This window comes from Leptospira interrogans (assembly GCF_900156205.1).
Lineage (GTDB): Bacteria > Spirochaetota > Leptospiria > Leptospirales > Leptospiraceae > Leptospira > Leptospira interrogans.
On the sequence record NZ_FTNA01000017.1, the window covers coordinates 74,192 to 91,376 of the forward strand.

Genomic DNA, 17,185 nt, shown 5'->3' on the forward strand with positions numbered 1-17,185 from the left:
TAATTCTTTTTGGGTCTTATCGTGATAGCAATAAATACGGTAGTTCCTAGAAATTATGTCTATTTTAGGTGATATACTATTTCATTTGAATTTTATCGTAGTTTCTTAATTGTATGAGTTCCCACACTTTCAGAATTTATCTATAAAATCCAGATTTCTAGGAACTACTGCGGATTTTTTTCTCGTAATTATTTTGATTGGTGCGTATCGGCGATTTTAGACTTGTAATACTATTTTTGCGGTAGTTCCTAGAATTTTGTTTGTATAATATAAATTTAAAACTTGCCCAAAAGTTATCGAACGACCCGTGAGATTGAGTTTTACAAAAATGGGGAACTACCTACGAAAATTTAACGAGATTAGAATTTCTCGAAAGTTCGTAAATTGCCAATGCGACCTAATTTGTAGGAACTACTACATTTGATTAAAAACTTCTAAAGAATGATCACTCAAACCTTTTGAAACAAGCCTGAGTGTTTTTTATTTGAACCCGTTTTCACTACTGATCTCTACCAAATTAAGTACTTAAATAGAGTTGTTGAAAAACTAACTTTCCATCTGTTTCTATTTTATGGAAACGGTCGATTGAAGTAGTTTTGTTAATTGAACTATGAAATTTTTCAACAACTCTAATGTTTATCACAAAGTGCCGTTTAGCGATAGTTCGATATAATCCAATGCGAAAGTAATTGAAACGTAGATGAACTCAGCAAAACGCTCTTTCAAACTCAGCGTTTTATTCTCCATGAGTCGTTCGACGGATCGCATTCTATAATAAATTGAAATTAAAGACAAAATATTGTATTAAATTTCTTTTATGCGGTTTATTTACTGGAGCTAAGAGCGCGGTCCGGCGAAGCTGGATTTGCTCAAGTTTTTACTCTAAATTAATATTATAGAAGTATAAAATAATGGTTTAGTATTTTATGATATAATTATGAGTAAGAGGATTCGTCCGAACACATATTTGCATAGTACTGGATCAAATTCTTGTCTAATATCTTTAAGTTTCCATTCTCTAAAGATATTATTTTTTTTTGCTTTAATATTTTAAGTCCTCGTTTTAAAATTTCATTTGAATCCTGAATGAGATAGTTTCCTTTTTTAGTTAGTAGAGTTTCTTTGATTAAGTTTCTAAGTTCGTTCGTGTTTACTTCTCCTCCGCTTTCTACGATCATACGCGCTACAAGTTGATTCGGTAAAATTCGTCTATATTTTTTCCAACCTTGAGTGATTTCAAATCCTATTGATCCTGTGGGATCTTCTTCGTGTATATATCTTGAAACCGGTATTGGTTCGCAAAGATCCATATATACTTCTTTTCTTTTGTAAAAAAAATCTTTAAAACCAGATTTCTTATCTTTACCACAAAATTCTTCGTCTTCAGGAACATTTTCATAAGACAACACGATCGGAACTACGATTACTTCGGAACCAGTATGTTTGTAAGCTTCAACGGATGTGGATAAGATTCCTGTTTTGATCGGTAAAATTCCCCCGGTTCTAGAACGAGTTCCTTCCGGATATACCAATGTAGGAATTCCAGCTTCCAACATCATTGTTGAATATTGGGTTAAACATTCTAAATATAGAATATTCCGATTTCGTTTTCTATCTACCATATATGCACCTAAAGATTTTAGCACGCTGGCAAGTCCTGGTGTGGCCATTACTTTTTTATCCGCGGCGTATCTAGGTACCGGCAACCCCAACCATTTTAATCCAAAAGCTACTTCGATTGAATCTAAATGAGATCTATGTGTGGGAGTATAAAGTATATCATATCTAGAAGCGAGAGCCTTCACTTCTTTAACACAACCACCTATTTTGGGTAATCCCGCGCCGGATTTAAAACCGCTTAATACGTAGCGAGCTGGAGCGATCAGATGAATCAATGTGTCTCTTAAAAAAGGTTTATAGTCGTCTGCAATTTCAGTAACATAAAAGTCTAATATTTTCGTTAGATCTTTGTTCCCGGTTTCCTGAAACTTTTTTTCTACTTCGCTCCAAAATTGTATCTCTTTGGGAATTTGTAATAAATCTGTGACGTCGTTAGATTCTTTTGCTTCCTGGTATCTTTTTTCTAAAGATTTTATAAGAAGAGAAGATTGTTTGAGAATACGATCCGTCATTCCAGGTTGTCCGTTGATACGTCTCAGTACGTTTTTACTCAAGGCTTCTTGAAATTTTTTTCCCGAAGCCATTCCCAAACCGGAACGTTTTGTAGCGATTTTGGAAATATGATGAACTTCATCCGACGTGGACTTAGATACGAAACGAATGAGTTCCGTTGGAGAAACTCTTCTAGTAAGTATTTGAAAGAGTGTATCATAAAGTGGAATTTCCACTTTTTTTTCTTCCGCCAAAGAAATGATTGAAGCAAGTGCAAATGCTCCTTCTACGTGGCTTTCGCTCTGGCTTACTTCTTTTTGGATGAATTCTGCGGGATTAAAAAATAATTCGATCCTTTCTATCAGATTGGGACGATCTTCTCCCGAAATCAATTTATGTACAAATCGATGACCATACGCTTTATTTCGACTATAACGAGAAGTGCAGGAAGCGATTAGATCCGCAAGTCCATATTCTTGAACCGGTTGGATAGGAATTTCGAGCGCTTTCAAAAGAGTAATAATTTCGGAATAACCCAAGCTGATTAATTCTCCTTCGAAGTTGCTTCCACATTCTGGAATTCCGGAAGCAATTCCACAAGCGATCGCAATTGGATTTTTCATCGCCCCTGATACTTCCAAGCCAATTAGATCCTCATACGTTTTTGTATGATTGCGAGAGCCACAAAATAAAGTTTCAAAAATTTCGATGGATTGAGTTCCGGAAGAAGCCAAACAATAAAAACTATGATGTCCTCGTTTGAGTTCTCCTAATAAATTTGGTCCGTTAACTGCGGTATATTCTATGTTTTTAAACTTTCCGGCAACACATAACTTTTGTAAATATTCAGAATATGTAATACAGTTCGTTTTTTTTCTTGTAGATGAGGATAGAAGTCCTTTTGTAAACGTAAAGATAAAATGTGAAGAATTCTTATCTAAAACTTTAGATAATTCGTCCAAAATTCCTTCCATCAATCTAGAAGGCACTGCTATAATTAGTGCCCAAGAACCGTTCTTTAAAAAATCGAATTCACTTTGGATACGAACATTTTCAGGAATCGAGATTGAATCTTCAAGTATGGTGGCTATTCTTTCTTTTTCTATTTTTGCGGCTCTTTTACGATCGTCATACCAAAGATAAATTTCCTTTGCCTTAGGGGAAAGATATGTAGAAAGATAAATCCCCATCGGACCACCTCCCAGAACGGCGATATTTTCAGGGATGATTGTGGATGATTTTATTTCTTCCATTCTATCTCTATTGAGACCTTAAGAATTTGAGAAACAATCAGAAAACGAATTTTTCATTTTCTTTTTCCGGGTTGCCTAACTGATAAATCACAAGAGAGTGGGTCTGTGACTTTATCGAATTCCACAAAAAAATATAACGGATTTTTGCTTTTTTTCTTAATCTTAAATTACTTTCTGATCAGTTTTACCAATTGTGCCACGTATTTTCAAAATAGAAAAAACGATTTTAAGGACATCTTTACTATAGGAGTGGAAACCCCCGGTTATGGAGCGGGAGTTAGAATTGGTCCTTTAGCTGCGGGTTTTGTTTTTCAAGGTGGAGAATCCGCTCCTGGTAAAAGAGATTTAGGAAAAGGTTATGGACTTCGAGGAGGTTATTTTGGTTCGTATCGATCTCAACAATTGATCTTCGGAATTTTAGGTGGGGATACTTTTTTCCCTTTAGAAGCGGATAAACAAACTTCTGAAACTGAATCGACCGAAACAACTTCTTCGGAAACTACGGAGGAATTGAAAAATCTGGAGGACTCTAAGATTCCTGGTGATCAGGTTCCTGAGTTTTTAAATGAAAGGTATAATATCAAAAGTCAAAAGTTACGTTATCTTTCTTTTTACAATATTCCGGTTGCGGAAAGAAGAAGAAAAAAGAAGGAGGAATTTTACAAAAGGTTTATAGAAAAACAAAACTTAGACAGAAACGATCCCGCCGTACAAAACGCATTACAAAATTTTAATAAACGAAAGGATGGTTATCCTAGAAGTTTTCTTTATCAGATCGAGGTTTATTTAGGTATTTATGCGGGACTCAGAATCGGTTTTAATCCTATGGAACTTTTAGATTTTTTAGTAGGATTTACTGGATTGGATTTATTAGAAGATGACGTTGCGGATTAGAAAGAATTTACCTCAAAACTCTCAGATAATTTGTTCTATTGCTCATAACTATAATCGAGTACCCAATATTTGGCGCTGAAACAGGGCTTTACAATAAAAATTTACGGCACTCAATTTTATAGAAATCGACAAGAACATTCATTTGTGAAATTCTAAGAATCTATTCCAAAACCTTATAATCAATCATCTTTGAATCCCCAATAAAAAAGTAAACCATCACATTACGATTTGCGATTCTTTAACATTAAAGTTTCTGTATGAATTCTCACATTTTTGTGAAACTAAAACGTCTCTTTTCTATTTGCGTTTGAGAAACTCAGATCTCTTTTCCGGATTACTTGACGGTTTTGGGACAGACTCTGAATAAAAACTCTTAGATTAGAGTTTATATTCCATTTTTTTAATCACACCTTTTTTATCGATCATAAGTTTAATGAACTTAGTATCTTCGGTGACGGTTGCAGGTCTTTCGGCTAACGTCTTATAAGAATTTTTTTGATAATCAGTAGAAACCAAATACCATTCTAAAACAGCTCCGTCTTGCGTGTTAAGTTCTACTGAAGGTGTTCCTAAAACTGCTTCTGCCTTGATTCGTTTATCTCCTTCTTTAATCATTCCTACTTCAAAGGTTCTAATGTCTGAATTAGGTTGATATTCCTGCCTAGGAGGTTGTTTTTTCTCTTCGGAACTACAAAATGAAACTGTTAGGATACAAGTTAAAATTAAAATCGTTGAAAAAATATTTCTTATCATTGTTTTCTCTAAGTTTGGATTTTGAAGCACAACTATCGTTTTTGTTTTTACTCTGTCGAGAGTAAAAATCGAAACAACTTTTAAAAAATTCTTCTTTATACTTGTAAAAGTATCACGGTGGTCTCATGAACGAGAAAGTAAATTTCAAAAAAACAATTTTGGTAACCGGTGGTAGTGGTTCCTTGGGGTTGGTGCTTGTTCCTGAATTACTCAAAAGTTATAGAGTAATTTGTATTGGAAGAAAAATTTCTTCTTTTCCGGATACGATTCGATTTCATTCTAATTTTATTTTTTACGAAGTGGATCTTGAAGACGATTCCGATTTTTCGATCCGAGAAAAGCCGGAATTTATTATTCATCTTGCGGGAAAAGTCAGCGGCCAGGCTTTTACCTTGGAAGAATATAAAAAAGGGAATGAACTTTCAACTCGAAAGGTTCTTCAATTTGCTTCTAAAAATCGTACGACTAAAATTTTATTTTCTAGCTCTTCTTCGGTTTATGGTTTTTCGGATCGACCCGTTACAGAAACTTCTGCGTTAAACGGAAATACTTTTTATGCGATTTCAAAAATAGAATGTGAATTTCTCGTGAAGAAATCTAAAAATCCTTTTGTGATTTTAAGAATTGCTTCGGTTTACGGTCCTACTAATAAAAGTTTTCTAAATAAACTCTTAAAGTTGTTTCAATATGGGATTTTACTTTATTCTGGAAATCCTAATTTCAAAAAATCTGTTGTTCACTCTTGCGATGTTGTGGAGGCTATTTTAATCGTATTAAAAAAATGGAATCAAGCTTCCGGAAAAATATTTAACGTCGCTTATCCTAAGGCTTTGAGTTTGGAAGACATAGAATTTCTTTTTTCAAAATTAAATCCAAAGAAGTTTTTTCTTAAATTGAAACTTAAAGGTATAATATTATTTTTATTGAATATAGTAAATATATTATTATCTAAATTGACTAAAAAGAAAATCAATTTAGAATACATTCAGGAGTCTTCGGTTATAGATTCTGGTCGAATCCAAAAAGAACTGGGTTTTCGGTTCAAAACGGATTTCGAAAAAGGGATTGGATCTATTTTAAAGTAATCAATTTGAATCATTCACAAAAATTACTACATCTCATCTCAAAAATACTTTATTTTTGCTTAAAATGCCAATCATTCTAAGATTTTTTTGAAATAGCTTCACTTTTCTCAATAATACTAGGACAAGTTTGTTCAGAAGTTAGAATGTAGAATTTCTCTCAAAAATAAACAACGAATCGATACTTTCATGGTCGTAACAGACATTTTTACGACCTTTAGGCTTTCCATGAAATCAATCATAAAAAATGTATTCGGTTATATTTTTATCATATTCCTACTGGAAACTATAAATTGGAGTACTTAAAATTCTGCGTTTAAACGAAGATTTGTATTAAAATTGACGGTATTCAATTATCTATAGATTAGCGGTTCATCACCATTCTTTGAATAACAGAATTTTTATATTGTTTCTAACTTTGTTTGTATTTTAGTTCATTCGAGACTTTATAATGATACTTATTTTTCTCAGAGCGAGTTTTGATCTCAATATAAATCTGTCGTAATTCCGACAAATCCTCTGTAAAACTTAGTTCCCACCCCACAACGCGATTCATAAAGAGCGTTGTGCTGAGTTTTCCCTATTTTTGGGTGAGGGCGGTAAAGTTCGGAAAATTTTTCTCTATTAGAAAAACATACTTTTTGCAAGTAAAAAGACTCATTCTTGTCGGAACACTTGAAAAATGTGCCTTTTTGAGCCCAGAACGGCGATCCATAGAAAGCCCGTTCTGTTGAGTTCAATTTTGATTCTAAAATCCTATTCAACTTGTGGGGTTGGGTGATGTTAGAAATTTTCCCGTTGTCTTTGCGATAGTTCTTTTTTTGGGCTTATGCTTTAGTTACTTTTCTTTATCGTAATATGTTAATTCGCTTATTATTTGCAATCAGTTCTGAGCTATTTTTATCTATAGAAGTTCTAACACAAAAAGAAATACTCGTAGAATCACTTTATTCAGAAACACACAAAAGTTAGCTTATATTTCACCTGACAAACGATAATTAGAGTTGTTCAAAAATTCCATAGCTAGGCTTAGCAAAATTGCTTCAATCGATTATTTCATAAAACAGAAACAAGATGGAGAATTAATTTTTTAATAATTCTATTATCGATATTTCGTAAGGTTTGGACGCTTAGATCGCTTTTTTAGGAATTTTCATGTTAAAAATAGGCTAAATTTTTAAGAACATTAATTTAAGTATTGACTTAATTAAGTAAATGCTTTATTTTTTATATATGAATGCTTTTGCTGCTCTTGCAGATGATACAAGAAGGGAAATTGTGAGATTGGTGGCCAAAAACGGCAAACTTACCTCCACTGAGATAAGCCAAAATTTTAAAATGACTCCGCCCGCTATTTCACAACATTTAAAGGTATTAAAAGAAGCAAAGGTTCTTCATATGAAAAAGGAGGCACAAAGACGTATTTATAGTCTTAATAATTCAGGAATTGATGAAATGGAAGATTGGTTACTTGATATTAAAAATCTATGGAATAAACGCTTAGATAACTTGGATAAATATCTTTTAAAAATAAAGAAGGAAAAATCCCATGATAAGAAATTACGCTGAAACAATCGTTGAGAGCAACAAAGTCATTTATAAGAGATATCTAGATGTACCGGTAGATCTTGCCTTTGAGGTATGGTCATCTCAAGAGCATCTTTCACAGTGGTGGGGACCGGAGGGTTTTACATTGACGATTAAAAGTATGGATTTTTCAAATGGTGGGGTTTGGGATTTCATTATGCATGGTCCCGACGGTCATGACTATAAAAATAAGATTCAATTTATAGACATTAGCAAACCTAATTACATTTATTATAAACACTTAGGCGACGGTGAAGGTGCAAAAGATGTTGATTTTCAATCGAGAGTTATGTTTGAACAAGTTGGTGAAGGCACAAATCTAACAGTCGAACAAGTTTTTTCGAGTAAAGAAGAACTTGAAAGAATTAATAAAAAATATGGTGCAATTGAAGGTGCTAAACAACATATCGCTAAATTTAGTAAATATTTGGAGACACTCAATAGATCTTAATATGGAAAAATTACAGAGTTTTAAGAATCCAAAAACCGAATCAGTGAGGCTGAAAAACTCTGTCTAATTTTATATCTTCGAATAGATAAAGATTTAAAATTTGATCTAATTTCAAAAAAATATTATATAATAAATTAGAGTTGTTCAAAAATTCCATAGTTAGGCTTAGCAAAATTGCTTAATTTTCCATTTTAATGTAATAAAAACAGATGGAAAATTAAGAACTTGTCCCAAAACCTCAAGATGTGGGAGCTCACACAAAAATTTAATAATATTAGAATTACTTGAAGGTTTCCAAATTACCAAATGTGACGGTTTTTGTAGGAACTATTGTGTTTTATTAAAAATTTCTAAAGAACTATCATGCAAATTCTTTAAGATTTTGGGATAGGTTCTAATTTTTAAACAATTCTTTTATGTAAAAACCATTTGGATATAGTGATTATTCATTTTTGTCTGGAATTTATGAACTGCTTAAAGTCTGTCAAAATTTTTAAATACAAAAACTTATGTAAAAATTGTTATAAAAGATTTTTATAAACTTCTAAAGTTTCGAAAGTCGCTTTTTCCCAAGAAAATCTTGTAGAGTTTTTCTTACCTTTCGGGATCATTTTTTTTATGGAATTTCGATTTTTTAAAAAATCTTTTAGAAGATTTTCCAATTCAGCTGGGTTTTCAGGAGAAAAGTAAAACACGCTGTTTTGTAAAATTTCAGGCATTACGGTCGAGTTAGAAGAGATTACCGGACAACCGCAAGCTTGTGCTTCGAGAGGAGGAAATCCAAAACCTTCGTATTTTGAAGGAAAGATAAAAAGATCCGCACAAGAATAAAGACAACGAAGTTCTTCCAAAGGTAACTTTTTCATGGGGACTATTTGGTCTTCATAACCAGTTACAAATGATTGTAAATAATCTGGAATTTTTCCAGACGCACCACCTAATGTCCATTTGGTTTTTAAAATTTTGGAATTCCAAAGAGATTTTAAAACGTCTAAAACTAAGTTTAAATTTTTGTGACCTTTACCGATTCCGACACTCAATAAATAACCTTCTTTGAGATTATATTTTTTTAAAAAATTCTTTTTTTCAGTAGAAGTTGCCGGATAAAAAACGGAATGGTCTATACCATTATAAATCAGTTTCATTTTATCTTTAGAAAAACCGAATACAGATTTTAAATCCATTGTGGTGTGTTCGGAAACGGACACCACCTTTTTTGAAAACGATCGAATTAAACGAAATACAATTTGCATATAAATTCGTTTTACGAAATTTGAATGAAATTCCTTCATTCGAAAAGGAATAATATCATGAATTGTTACGATTGATTTATTCAGATAAGGAAGAGGCGCGTTAAAATGAGGAATGTCTAAAAGATCCATTCTTTCCATCCAAGGATGACCTAAAAATTCGGAAAGGGAATAAATCGGAGCGAGATATGAAATTACAGGATAGGAGAAATCTTTTGTTTTTCGAATAGATTTATTTTTGGTTGTAATGGGGTTTTGATCTTGTTCAAAACCAGAAAATTCATGACATGAAATTCCTTCGTTTTGAATCGTTTTTAGATCACCAAAAAGATAGATTTGAATTTTTTCCTTTTTAGCGATGGGACCTAGATATTTCAGAAGTCCTCTAATTCTCATTCCAATGCCGGAATGAGAGATCATACGGGCGTCTAATCCAATTCTAAAATCGCGGTTTGTTTTTTCTTTCTGATTTTGTATTCCCATGATCGGACATTACTTCTCTTTGCTGGAAATCTGCAAGAAAATGAAAATACGATGGAAGATTCGGAAGATACTTTTCAAAATGGGGATTCTTGAAAAAGGTTTCTAAAAATTACCGAAGGAATGGAGCATTATGCTGCGATCCATCGAGAACAAGACAGAATTGAGTTTGAGTGCGTTCATGAGCCATTTTGTTATAAAATTCGAGAGCGGATTCTTCTCAATTTTCTTACGCCAAATTCGTGTTAAATTAAGTCTCACTTTTGGTGTGATATCTAAAGGACTTGTGACAATTTTAGCCACTTGGATTTTGTGGATGTATTGAAGTATAAATCCCTATAAGTTTTTAGAAAAACTTAATGATTTTTAAAAGAAAATTGAACAAGAGAGTTTAAATTGGAAGAAGATGTAATTAATATTTTAAAATCGATTGGAGAAGATCCAACTAGAGAAGGCCTTCTCAATACTCCAAAACGAGTTAAAAAGGCGTACGAATTTTTGACATCCGGTTATCGCGCTGACATTACAAAAATTGTAAATGGAGCCATCTTTGAAGAACCAACAGAAGGAATGGTTTTAGTTAGAGATATAGAAATGTATTCCCTTTGTGAACATCACCTTCTTCCTTTTTATGGAAAGGCGCACGTGGCTTATCTCCCAAACAAAAAGATCATAGGGATTAGTAAAATTCCTAGAATTGTGGATGTTTTTGCCAGAAGGTTGCAAGTTCAAGAACGTCTCACAGAACAGATTGCTTACGCTATTCAAGAAGTTTTAGATCCTCAAGGTGTTGCCGTGGTAATCAAGGCAAAACATCTTTGTATGATGATGAGAGGGGTGGAAAAACAAAATTCTGAACTTTTCACCTCGTGTATGTTAGGCGCTTTTAAAGAAAACATGGTCACTCGTTCTGAATTTTTGGATCTGATTCGTACTGGATCCACTTAAAGGATAGTTCTTAATCATAAATTTTATAAAAAACTTCTTTCGCAATTTGGTAGACAGAGAGAAAAAAAGAAACATTCTTTGCCGAATTCGGAGGAAGTTATGGCAAAAGAACGAGTCGTTTCACCGTCCGCAGAATTTAAAAAGAATGCGAACATTAGTCTTAAGAATTATAAATCTCTTTATAAAGAATCCATAGAAAACCCGAACAAGTTTTGGGCAAGAGAAGCCAACCGCTTGATTTGGTTTAAAAAATGGACTAAAGTTTTAAGCCACGATTTTAAAAACGCAAAAGTAGAATGGTTTAAAGGTGGCAAACTCAATGTTTCTTACAACTGTTTAGATCGTCATATCAGCACTCCCTTAAAAAACAAAGCCGCTTTAATTTGGGAAGGTGATAATCCCACAGAATCTAGAGTGCTTACCTATTATGATGTTTACAGAGAAGTAAATCGTTTTGCGAACATTCTTAAAAAATTTGGAGTAAAAAAAGGGGATCGGGTTTTGGTTTATCTACCTATGATTCCAGAATTAGCTATTACAATTCTTGCATGTACTCGAATCGGTGCGATCCATTCTGTCGTGTTTGGCGGATTTTCCCCGGAAGCCCTTCAAAGTAGAATCGACGATTGTAAACCAAAGTTAGTTGTCACTGCGGACGGAGGTTTTAGAGGTGGAAAGCCAATCGAGTTGAAAAAAAACGTGGACCTTGCTCTCGAAAAGTCCAAAGAAAAAGTAAAAACCGTAATCGTAGTTCGTCGTACTGGAAACGAGTCCGGTCTTACTTGGAAAGACGGTCAAGACTACTGGTATCATTTTTTGATGAACGATCCGGAACTTTCTGCATATTGTAAGCCGGAAGAGATGGATGCTGAAGATCCTCTTTTTATCCTTTATACTTCCGGTTCGACTGGAAAACCAAAGGGAGTTTTACATACTACCGGAGGTTATCTTTTAGGAGCTAATTTAACATTTCATTATGTATTTGATATTAAACCCGAGGACACGTATTGGTGTACCGCTGATATTGGTTGGGTAACTGGTCATTCTTATTTAGTTTATGGCCCGTTGTCCAACGGAGCTTCTTCCGTAATGTTTGAAGGGGTTCCTTCTTATCCGGACGCTGGGAGATTTTGGGACGTTATCGATAAATACGGTGTAAATATATTTTATACGGCACCGACTGCAATTCGGGCTTTGATGAGAGAAGGATTAAATCATATTCAAAAAAGAGATTTAAGTTCTCTTCGTCTTTTGGGTTCTGTTGGAGAACCGATCAATCCAGAAGCTTGGGAATGGTATTTTAAAAATATAGGAAAAGGAAAATGTCCTATCGTGGATACTTGGTGGCAGACAGAAACAGGATCGATTATGATTACGGCTCTTCCGGGAGCGATTCCTCAGAAGCCAGGTTCTGCGACGTTGCCATTTTTTGGAGTACAGCCTGTTTTAGTGGATAACGATGGTAAGGAGATTACTGATAAGGGAGAAGTTTCTGGAAATCTATGTATCAAAGGTCCTTGGCCTTCAATGATGCGCGGAGTTTACGGAGATCCTAAACGATTTTTTGAAACTTACTTTTCTCAGTTTAAAGGATATTATTTTACAGGAGACGGAGCGCGTAGAGATAAAGACGGATATTTTTGGATCACTGGAAGAGTGGACGATGTGATTAACGTTTCCGGTCATAGGATCGGAAGCGCAGAAGTGGAAAGTGCACTCGTTGAAAATAAATCTGTTGCCGAAGCCGCTGTAGTAGGTTTTCCACACGACATCAAAGGTCAGGGAATTTACGCCTACGTTACGGTTAAAGAAGGTGTTACGACTAACGATGTTTTGAAAAAAGAGCTTATCTCAACTGTGGAAAAAATGATCGGTAAAATTGCAAGGCCGGACGTGATTCATTGGGCTCCAGGTCTTCCAAAAACGCGTTCTGGAAAAATTATGAGAAGGATTTTAAGAAAAATTGCTTCTGGAGAATTTGAAGGTTTAGGAGATACTTCTACTCTTGCAGATCCATCTGTGGTTCAAAAATTGATCGAAGATAAAAAGAAATTTCACAGTTAACATCCGTAAGGTGGTAAAAGTTTGATCGGACCGAAAAGAATCATCTGTCTTACAGAAGAAACAACCGAGTTATTTTACCTGCTTGGAATAGAAGAACGAATCGTAGGAATTTCCGCTTATACAGTTAGACCGCTCAGAGCTAAAAAAGAAAAACCTAAAATTTCTGCGTTTATCAACGGAAATATAAAACGAATTAAGGAACTAAAACCGGATCTAGTGATCGGATTTTCAGATATACAATCGGATCTTGCAAAAAATTTGATTGAGGAAGGATTGAACGTACTTGTTACAAATCAAAGAACGATTTTGGAAATTTTCGATACCCTATCTCTTTTAGGATCTATAGTAGGTAAAGGGAACGAAACTCAAAAATTGATTGAAGGTTGGAAAAGAAAGTTAGACGAAATTGAAAGAGTGTATTCTTCAAAAAGCCAACCATCTGTTTTTTTTCAAGAATGGGATGAACCGATCATAACTGGAATTTCCTGGGTTTCGGAACTCATTAAACTCGCTGGTGGAAAAGATTGTTTTGAACATCTCAAAACGAAGTCTTTGGCAAAGGATAGAATCATTTCTGCAATAGACGTTGCAAAGGCAAATCCGGAAGTTTATATAGGTTCTTGGTGTGGAAAACCTATGAACTTTGAATGGGTGCAAAAACATCCAGACTGGCAAAACGTAAGTGCAATTCTAAATCATAAAGTTTACGAGTTAGATCCTTCTATTATTCTTCAGCCCGGCCCAGCATTGTTTGAAGAAGGAATCGATCAACTTGTGAAATTAATTCATTCTTAGTTTGTTTTAGTTCCTTAAAATTGGGGATAAATTTTAAATACTTTCGTAAGTTTATCCTCTAAAAATTTGAGTGTAAATAAAAACTATTATTACAGAAAAATTGATTTAGAACTTACAAAATATTATAAAAATAGCAAGGATCGGGTTTCCAAAAATCCAGACTTCGAATAAGATTTAAATATGAGCCACTATCAAAAAATTGCGGAAGCAATTCAATTCATACAAAAAAATGCGATTTCTCAACCCGAGTTGGACGAGGTTGCAAAATCAGTAAACTTAAGTCCGTTTCATTTTCAAAGACTGTTTACGGAATGGGCAGGAGTGAGTCCGAAACAATTTCTACAGTATATTACTTTACAAAATGCTAAATCGATTCTCTCTAAACCTCAAACCACTTTATTTGATGCTGCTTTTGAAACTGGATTGTCTGGAACGAGTAGGTTACATGATTTGTTTGTAAAGATTGAAGGGATGACTCCGGGAGAATTTAAAAACGGAGGTGAAAATATTAAAATTCGATACAGTTTTCAAAGAAGTGTTTTTGGTAATTATTTAATTGCTTCTACAGAAAAAGGAATTTGTAATTTATTTTTTTATGATATTCCGGAAGAACAAATTGTTTCCGAGTTAAAAGAACAATGGAATAGGGCGGATATAATTGAGCAAATGGATGAGAATCAAAATCGAGTCATTCGTTTTTTCGATAAAACGTTAAACGGGCATGAAAAAATCAAACTTCATTTGAAGGGAACCGAATTTCAAATCAAAGTTTGGGAAGCTCTTCTCAAAATTCCGGAAGGACAACTATCTTCTTATTCAGATATTGCAGATTTGATTGGGCAAGAAAATGCTTCTAGAGCGGTTGGAACTGCTATCGGTAAAAATCCAATAGGATATTTGATTCCTTGCCATAGAGTGATTAAAAGTACAGGTGGAATTGGAGAATATCGATGGGGTTCTGAAAGAAAGATGGCTATGATCGGTTGGGAGGCGAGTAAAGTTAAAATTTGACACTTAGTTTAAACCATACAAAAAATATTTTTGAGTTTGTTCTAAAATTTTAGAGTAGAGTTGTTGAAAAATTCCATAGCGGTGATTAACAAAACTGCTTCAATTGATAGTTTCCATGAAATAGAAACAAATGGAGAATTAATTTTTCAACAATTCTAATGAAACTATTTTTAAATCTTCAATCAAACATGGTAGTTCCTACAAATCGTTACATCGTCTGATTTATAATCTTTAATATTCCTTTGTTAGATTCTGTATAAGATCTGTACGATTTCTCAAAACTGTAAAACTTCTTTTTTATGCCTTGTATCGAATTTTTTCGAAAAGGTAGTGTTCCTACACTTTAAGTTTCAAAACATCCTAATTCTAGAGTTTTAGTTTTTAATACTGAACAGTAGTTTAAAAGTTTTTTCATTTACCATTTTCAACTTCAAATCTCAGATTTTAAACAAAGATTTTGATCAAAATACTTCATTCTAAAATTGAAATCTGTCGTTTTATAATACGGATACTGGATTTCCAAATAGGTTTTCACTTTTCATTTACTGAAATTAAATTATAAAAACGTTTGGCTTATGTCCAAACAATCTATAGAATCCATTCGCAAGAAGGGAGAGGCGCTTACATATTATTCTAGAATGACAATTATGGTTATGGTGCTGATTTCTTTAGCCGCGAGTTTTAAAACACTTCAAATTCAGATTAAAATCATTCATTCTTCCGCTGCGTTTTTTATGTTTGTTTACACGCTTTTCGGTTTTATTCTCTATAAAAAATATGAAATTAAACAATGGGTTCATAATCTATTTATTATATTTGATTCTCTTATATTGAGTGTGACGATTTTTTTGGATAGTATGGTTTCTCCGGAACTGATTTCCCCCGTTCTCAAAAACGCGATTCTTTATTCAGTATATTATTTTATTATTGCTTATTCCGGTCTTTTAGGTAGGCCAAAGTTTGTACTAATTACAGGTATGTTTTGTTATTTTGGTTATTCGATTGCATTGACTAATGCAGCCTTTCACGGTCTTAGATTTTCGGAAGACAATACGATTAATATGAAGCCTGGTTATGTTAAACTTAGCGCAGAGATCACGAAAATCTTCTTTATGGCAGGTGTAAGTTTAATCCTTTATCGATTAATGAATTTATTTGACGAGTTATATCAAGAAGCTTCCTCTTATTTTCAAGAGAATAAGGATTTTTTAAATAAGTTGGAAAATAATAGAAAGATAATTCATTCTTCGGCGGAAACTTTGGAGCTTTCGGTAACGAACTTTTCGGAATTTACAAGTTTAACTAGCGAAAAGATGGAATCGCAGGCCGCTTCTTTAGAAGAGGTAAACGCAGTAATAACTTCTTTATCTAAATCGTCCGAAAAAAACGCAGACTCGATTCGAATTCAAAACGAAAATTTAATCGAACTCAATCAAAAAGCCCAAACCCTTTTAGAAGTGATCGCTGAAATCTCAGATCATTCTAAAGGTTTGGACGTTAATGCGAAAGAAAGTAAAACCGAAATGAAAGTCGTAAAGGAATCTGTGGAAAAAACTGGCGAGTTCTTAAAAAACATTTCGAATTCATTTCAACGTGTGGATGAGATCAATCGTATTTTAGGAGAAATTGCAGATAAAACTAATCTTCTTTCTTTGAACGCTTCTATCGAAGCGGCTCGTGCTGGTTCTGCAGGTCGTGGATTTGCTGTAGTTGCTCAAGAGGTTAGTAAACTTGCAGAATTTACGGCTACAAATGCAAAGATGATTGCAAAAGTGGTTCAAGAATCTCTCGAATTTATTGAAGAAGCAAATACCGCTTCTCAAGGTACAGGGCACTTGACTGAGAATCAAAGTATTAAAGTCAATCTTACCGTTTCAAAAATAGAAGAGATGAGTCGTTTGTATGAACGTGGAACTACGATCGTTAATGATTTTGTTAAAAATTTAGAAAGAGTTAAAAAGTTATCGGACAACTTATTTCATTCTACAGAAGAACAGATGACTGCTCAAAAAGAAATGATGAAGGCTATGTTTGAACTTGAAAAAGAAGTCAATGAGATTACTCAGGAATCTGGAAGAATTCAAGACGGGGTTTTACAGATTAAAACCCAATCTAGAGATTTAAAAGCTTTGAGTATAGTTTAATTCTTTTTTTACGGATACAACATTTTTTACCAAAACACGTACGTAGATAACAATATGTTATGGGTTTGTTTCAAAAGCAATTGATTCTGAAAATGTACAATTTCTAAGAGTTTCTGTATTTTCGCAAAAGTCAATCGCGAAGCTATGATTGTGTTTTTTAAGATTTTGAGCTATAATCGAAAATAAAACGAGTTTTTAGATTGGGCTTATATTTAATTATTATTTAGTGGTTCTCTTTATGGAATCAAATTTTTATTTTAAAATAAAATAATATATTTATATATTTTTTAACGATTAAGTCGGAAAGGATTACCGCGCGGTGGGTAACTCAGCAACACTGCTCTCTACGGATCGCAGCGTG

At 33.7% G+C, this 17,185-nt stretch carries 12 protein-coding genes; 9 read left to right on the forward strand and 3 right to left on the reverse strand.

Features of this window, described 5'->3' with window-relative positions:
• Positions 1–935: 935 nt before the first annotated feature.
• Entirely contained in the window at positions 936–3,365 is a 2,430-nt protein-coding gene (locus BW942_RS14120) for a 1-acyl-sn-glycerol-3-phosphate acyltransferase (protein ID WP_000391163.1), read from the reverse strand.
• 105 nt (positions 3,366–3,470) lie between these two features.
• On the opposite strand from BW942_RS14120, the gene BW942_RS14125 reads away from it, so the two are divergent.
• Positions 3,471–4,259, forward strand: coding sequence for an LIC13411 family adhesin (locus BW942_RS14125; RefSeq protein ID WP_000175921.1), 789 nt, complete (start codon positions 3,471–3,473; stop codon positions 4,257–4,259).
• 378 nt (positions 4,260–4,637) lie between these two features.
• On the opposite strand, the gene BW942_RS14130 is transcribed toward BW942_RS14125, so the two are convergent.
• On the reverse strand, positions 4,638–5,042 hold the full coding sequence (locus tag BW942_RS14130) for an LIC13410 family lipoprotein (protein ID WP_000941137.1): 405 nt from the start codon (positions 5,040–5,042) through the stop codon (positions 4,638–4,640).
• Positions 5,043–5,137: 95 nt separating this feature from the next.
• On the opposite strand from BW942_RS14130, the gene BW942_RS14135 reads away from it, so the two are divergent.
• The 3 genes from BW942_RS14135 to BW942_RS14145 all read left to right on the forward strand — a co-directional run bounded on the left by BW942_RS14135 (position 5,138) and on the right by BW942_RS14145 (position 8,132).
• Positions 5,138–6,097 carry an NAD-dependent epimerase/dehydratase family protein gene (locus BW942_RS14135; RefSeq protein WP_001003555.1) on the forward strand — a complete coding sequence of 320 codons (960 nt, stop codon included), beginning with the start codon at positions 5,138–5,140 and terminating at the stop codon, positions 6,095–6,097.
• A 1,212-nt stretch (positions 6,098–7,309) separates the two neighbouring features.
• A complete protein-coding gene (locus BW942_RS14140) occupies positions 7,310–7,663 on the forward strand; it encodes a metalloregulator ArsR/SmtB family transcription factor (RefSeq protein WP_000965471.1) in 354 nt (117 codons plus the stop codon).
• Positions 7,644–8,132, forward strand: a complete 489-nt coding sequence (locus BW942_RS14145; RefSeq protein ID WP_000620895.1) for an SRPBCC family protein — start codon at positions 7,644–7,646, stop codon at positions 8,130–8,132. The genes BW942_RS14140 and BW942_RS14145 overlap by 20 nt, the downstream gene beginning before the upstream one ends.
• Before the next feature lie 521 nt (positions 8,133–8,653).
• Here BW942_RS14145 and BW942_RS14155 read toward each other — a convergent pair.
• Positions 8,654–9,865, reverse strand: a complete 1,212-nt coding sequence (locus BW942_RS14155; protein ID WP_000512778.1) for a glycosyltransferase family 4 protein — start codon at positions 9,863–9,865, stop codon at positions 8,654–8,656.
• Between the two features lie 393 nt (positions 9,866–10,258).
• Between BW942_RS14155 and folE the strand changes: the two genes are divergently transcribed.
• The 5 genes from folE (at position 10,259) to BW942_RS14180 (ending at position 16,824) form a co-directional block, all read left to right on the forward strand.
• Positions 10,259–10,810, forward strand: coding sequence for a GTP cyclohydrolase I FolE (folE, locus tag BW942_RS14160; protein ID WP_000390685.1), 552 nt, complete (start codon positions 10,259–10,261; stop codon positions 10,808–10,810).
• Between the two features lie 99 nt (positions 10,811–10,909).
• Entirely contained in the window at positions 10,910–12,874 is a 1,965-nt protein-coding gene (gene acs / locus BW942_RS14165; protein WP_001983589.1) for an acetate--CoA ligase, read from the forward strand.
• A gap of 21 nt (positions 12,875–12,895) precedes the next feature.
• Positions 12,896–13,669, forward strand: coding sequence for a cobalamin-binding protein (locus BW942_RS14170; RefSeq protein WP_000580062.1), 774 nt, complete (start codon positions 12,896–12,898; stop codon positions 13,667–13,669).
• A gap of 180 nt (positions 13,670–13,849) precedes the next feature.
• Positions 13,850–14,680, forward strand: coding sequence for a bifunctional helix-turn-helix domain-containing protein/methylated-DNA--[protein]-cysteine S-methyltransferase (locus tag BW942_RS14175; RefSeq protein ID WP_000020273.1), 831 nt, complete (start codon positions 13,850–13,852; stop codon positions 14,678–14,680).
• 575 nt (positions 14,681–15,255) lie between these two features.
• On the forward strand, positions 15,256–16,824 hold the full coding sequence (locus BW942_RS14180) for a methyl-accepting chemotaxis protein (RefSeq protein WP_000043664.1): 1,569 nt from the start codon (positions 15,256–15,258) through the stop codon (positions 16,822–16,824).
• The last annotated feature ends 361 nt before the right edge of the window (positions 16,825–17,185 follow it).

Bases quoted from the DNA above. Each gene is read 5' to 3' on its own strand.
- BW942_RS14120 (WP_000391163.1), bottom strand. From the start codon at position 3,365: ATGGAAGAAATAAAATCATCCACAATCATCCCTGAAAATATCGCCGTT.
- BW942_RS14140 (WP_000965471.1), top strand. From the start codon at position 7,310: ATGCTTTATTTTTTATATATGAATGCTTTTGCTGCTCTTGCAGATGAT.
- BW942_RS14175 (WP_000020273.1), top strand. From the start codon at position 13,850: ATGAGCCACTATCAAAAAATTGCGGAAGCAATTCAATTCATACAAAAA.
- acs (WP_001983589.1), top strand. From the start codon at position 10,910: ATGGCAAAAGAACGAGTCGTTTCACCGTCCGCAGAATTTAAAAAGAAT.
- BW942_RS14180 (WP_000043664.1), top strand. From the start codon at position 15,256: ATGTCCAAACAATCTATAGAATCCATTCGCAAGAAGGGAGAGGCGCTT.
- BW942_RS14135 (WP_001003555.1), top strand. From the start codon at position 5,138: ATGAACGAGAAAGTAAATTTCAAAAAAACAATTTTGGTAACCGGTGGT.
- BW942_RS14145 (WP_000620895.1), top strand. From the start codon at position 7,644: ATGATAAGAAATTACGCTGAAACAATCGTTGAGAGCAACAAAGTCATT.
- BW942_RS14155 (WP_000512778.1), bottom strand. From the start codon at position 9,865: ATGGGAATACAAAATCAGAAAGAAAAAACAAACCGCGATTTTAGAATT.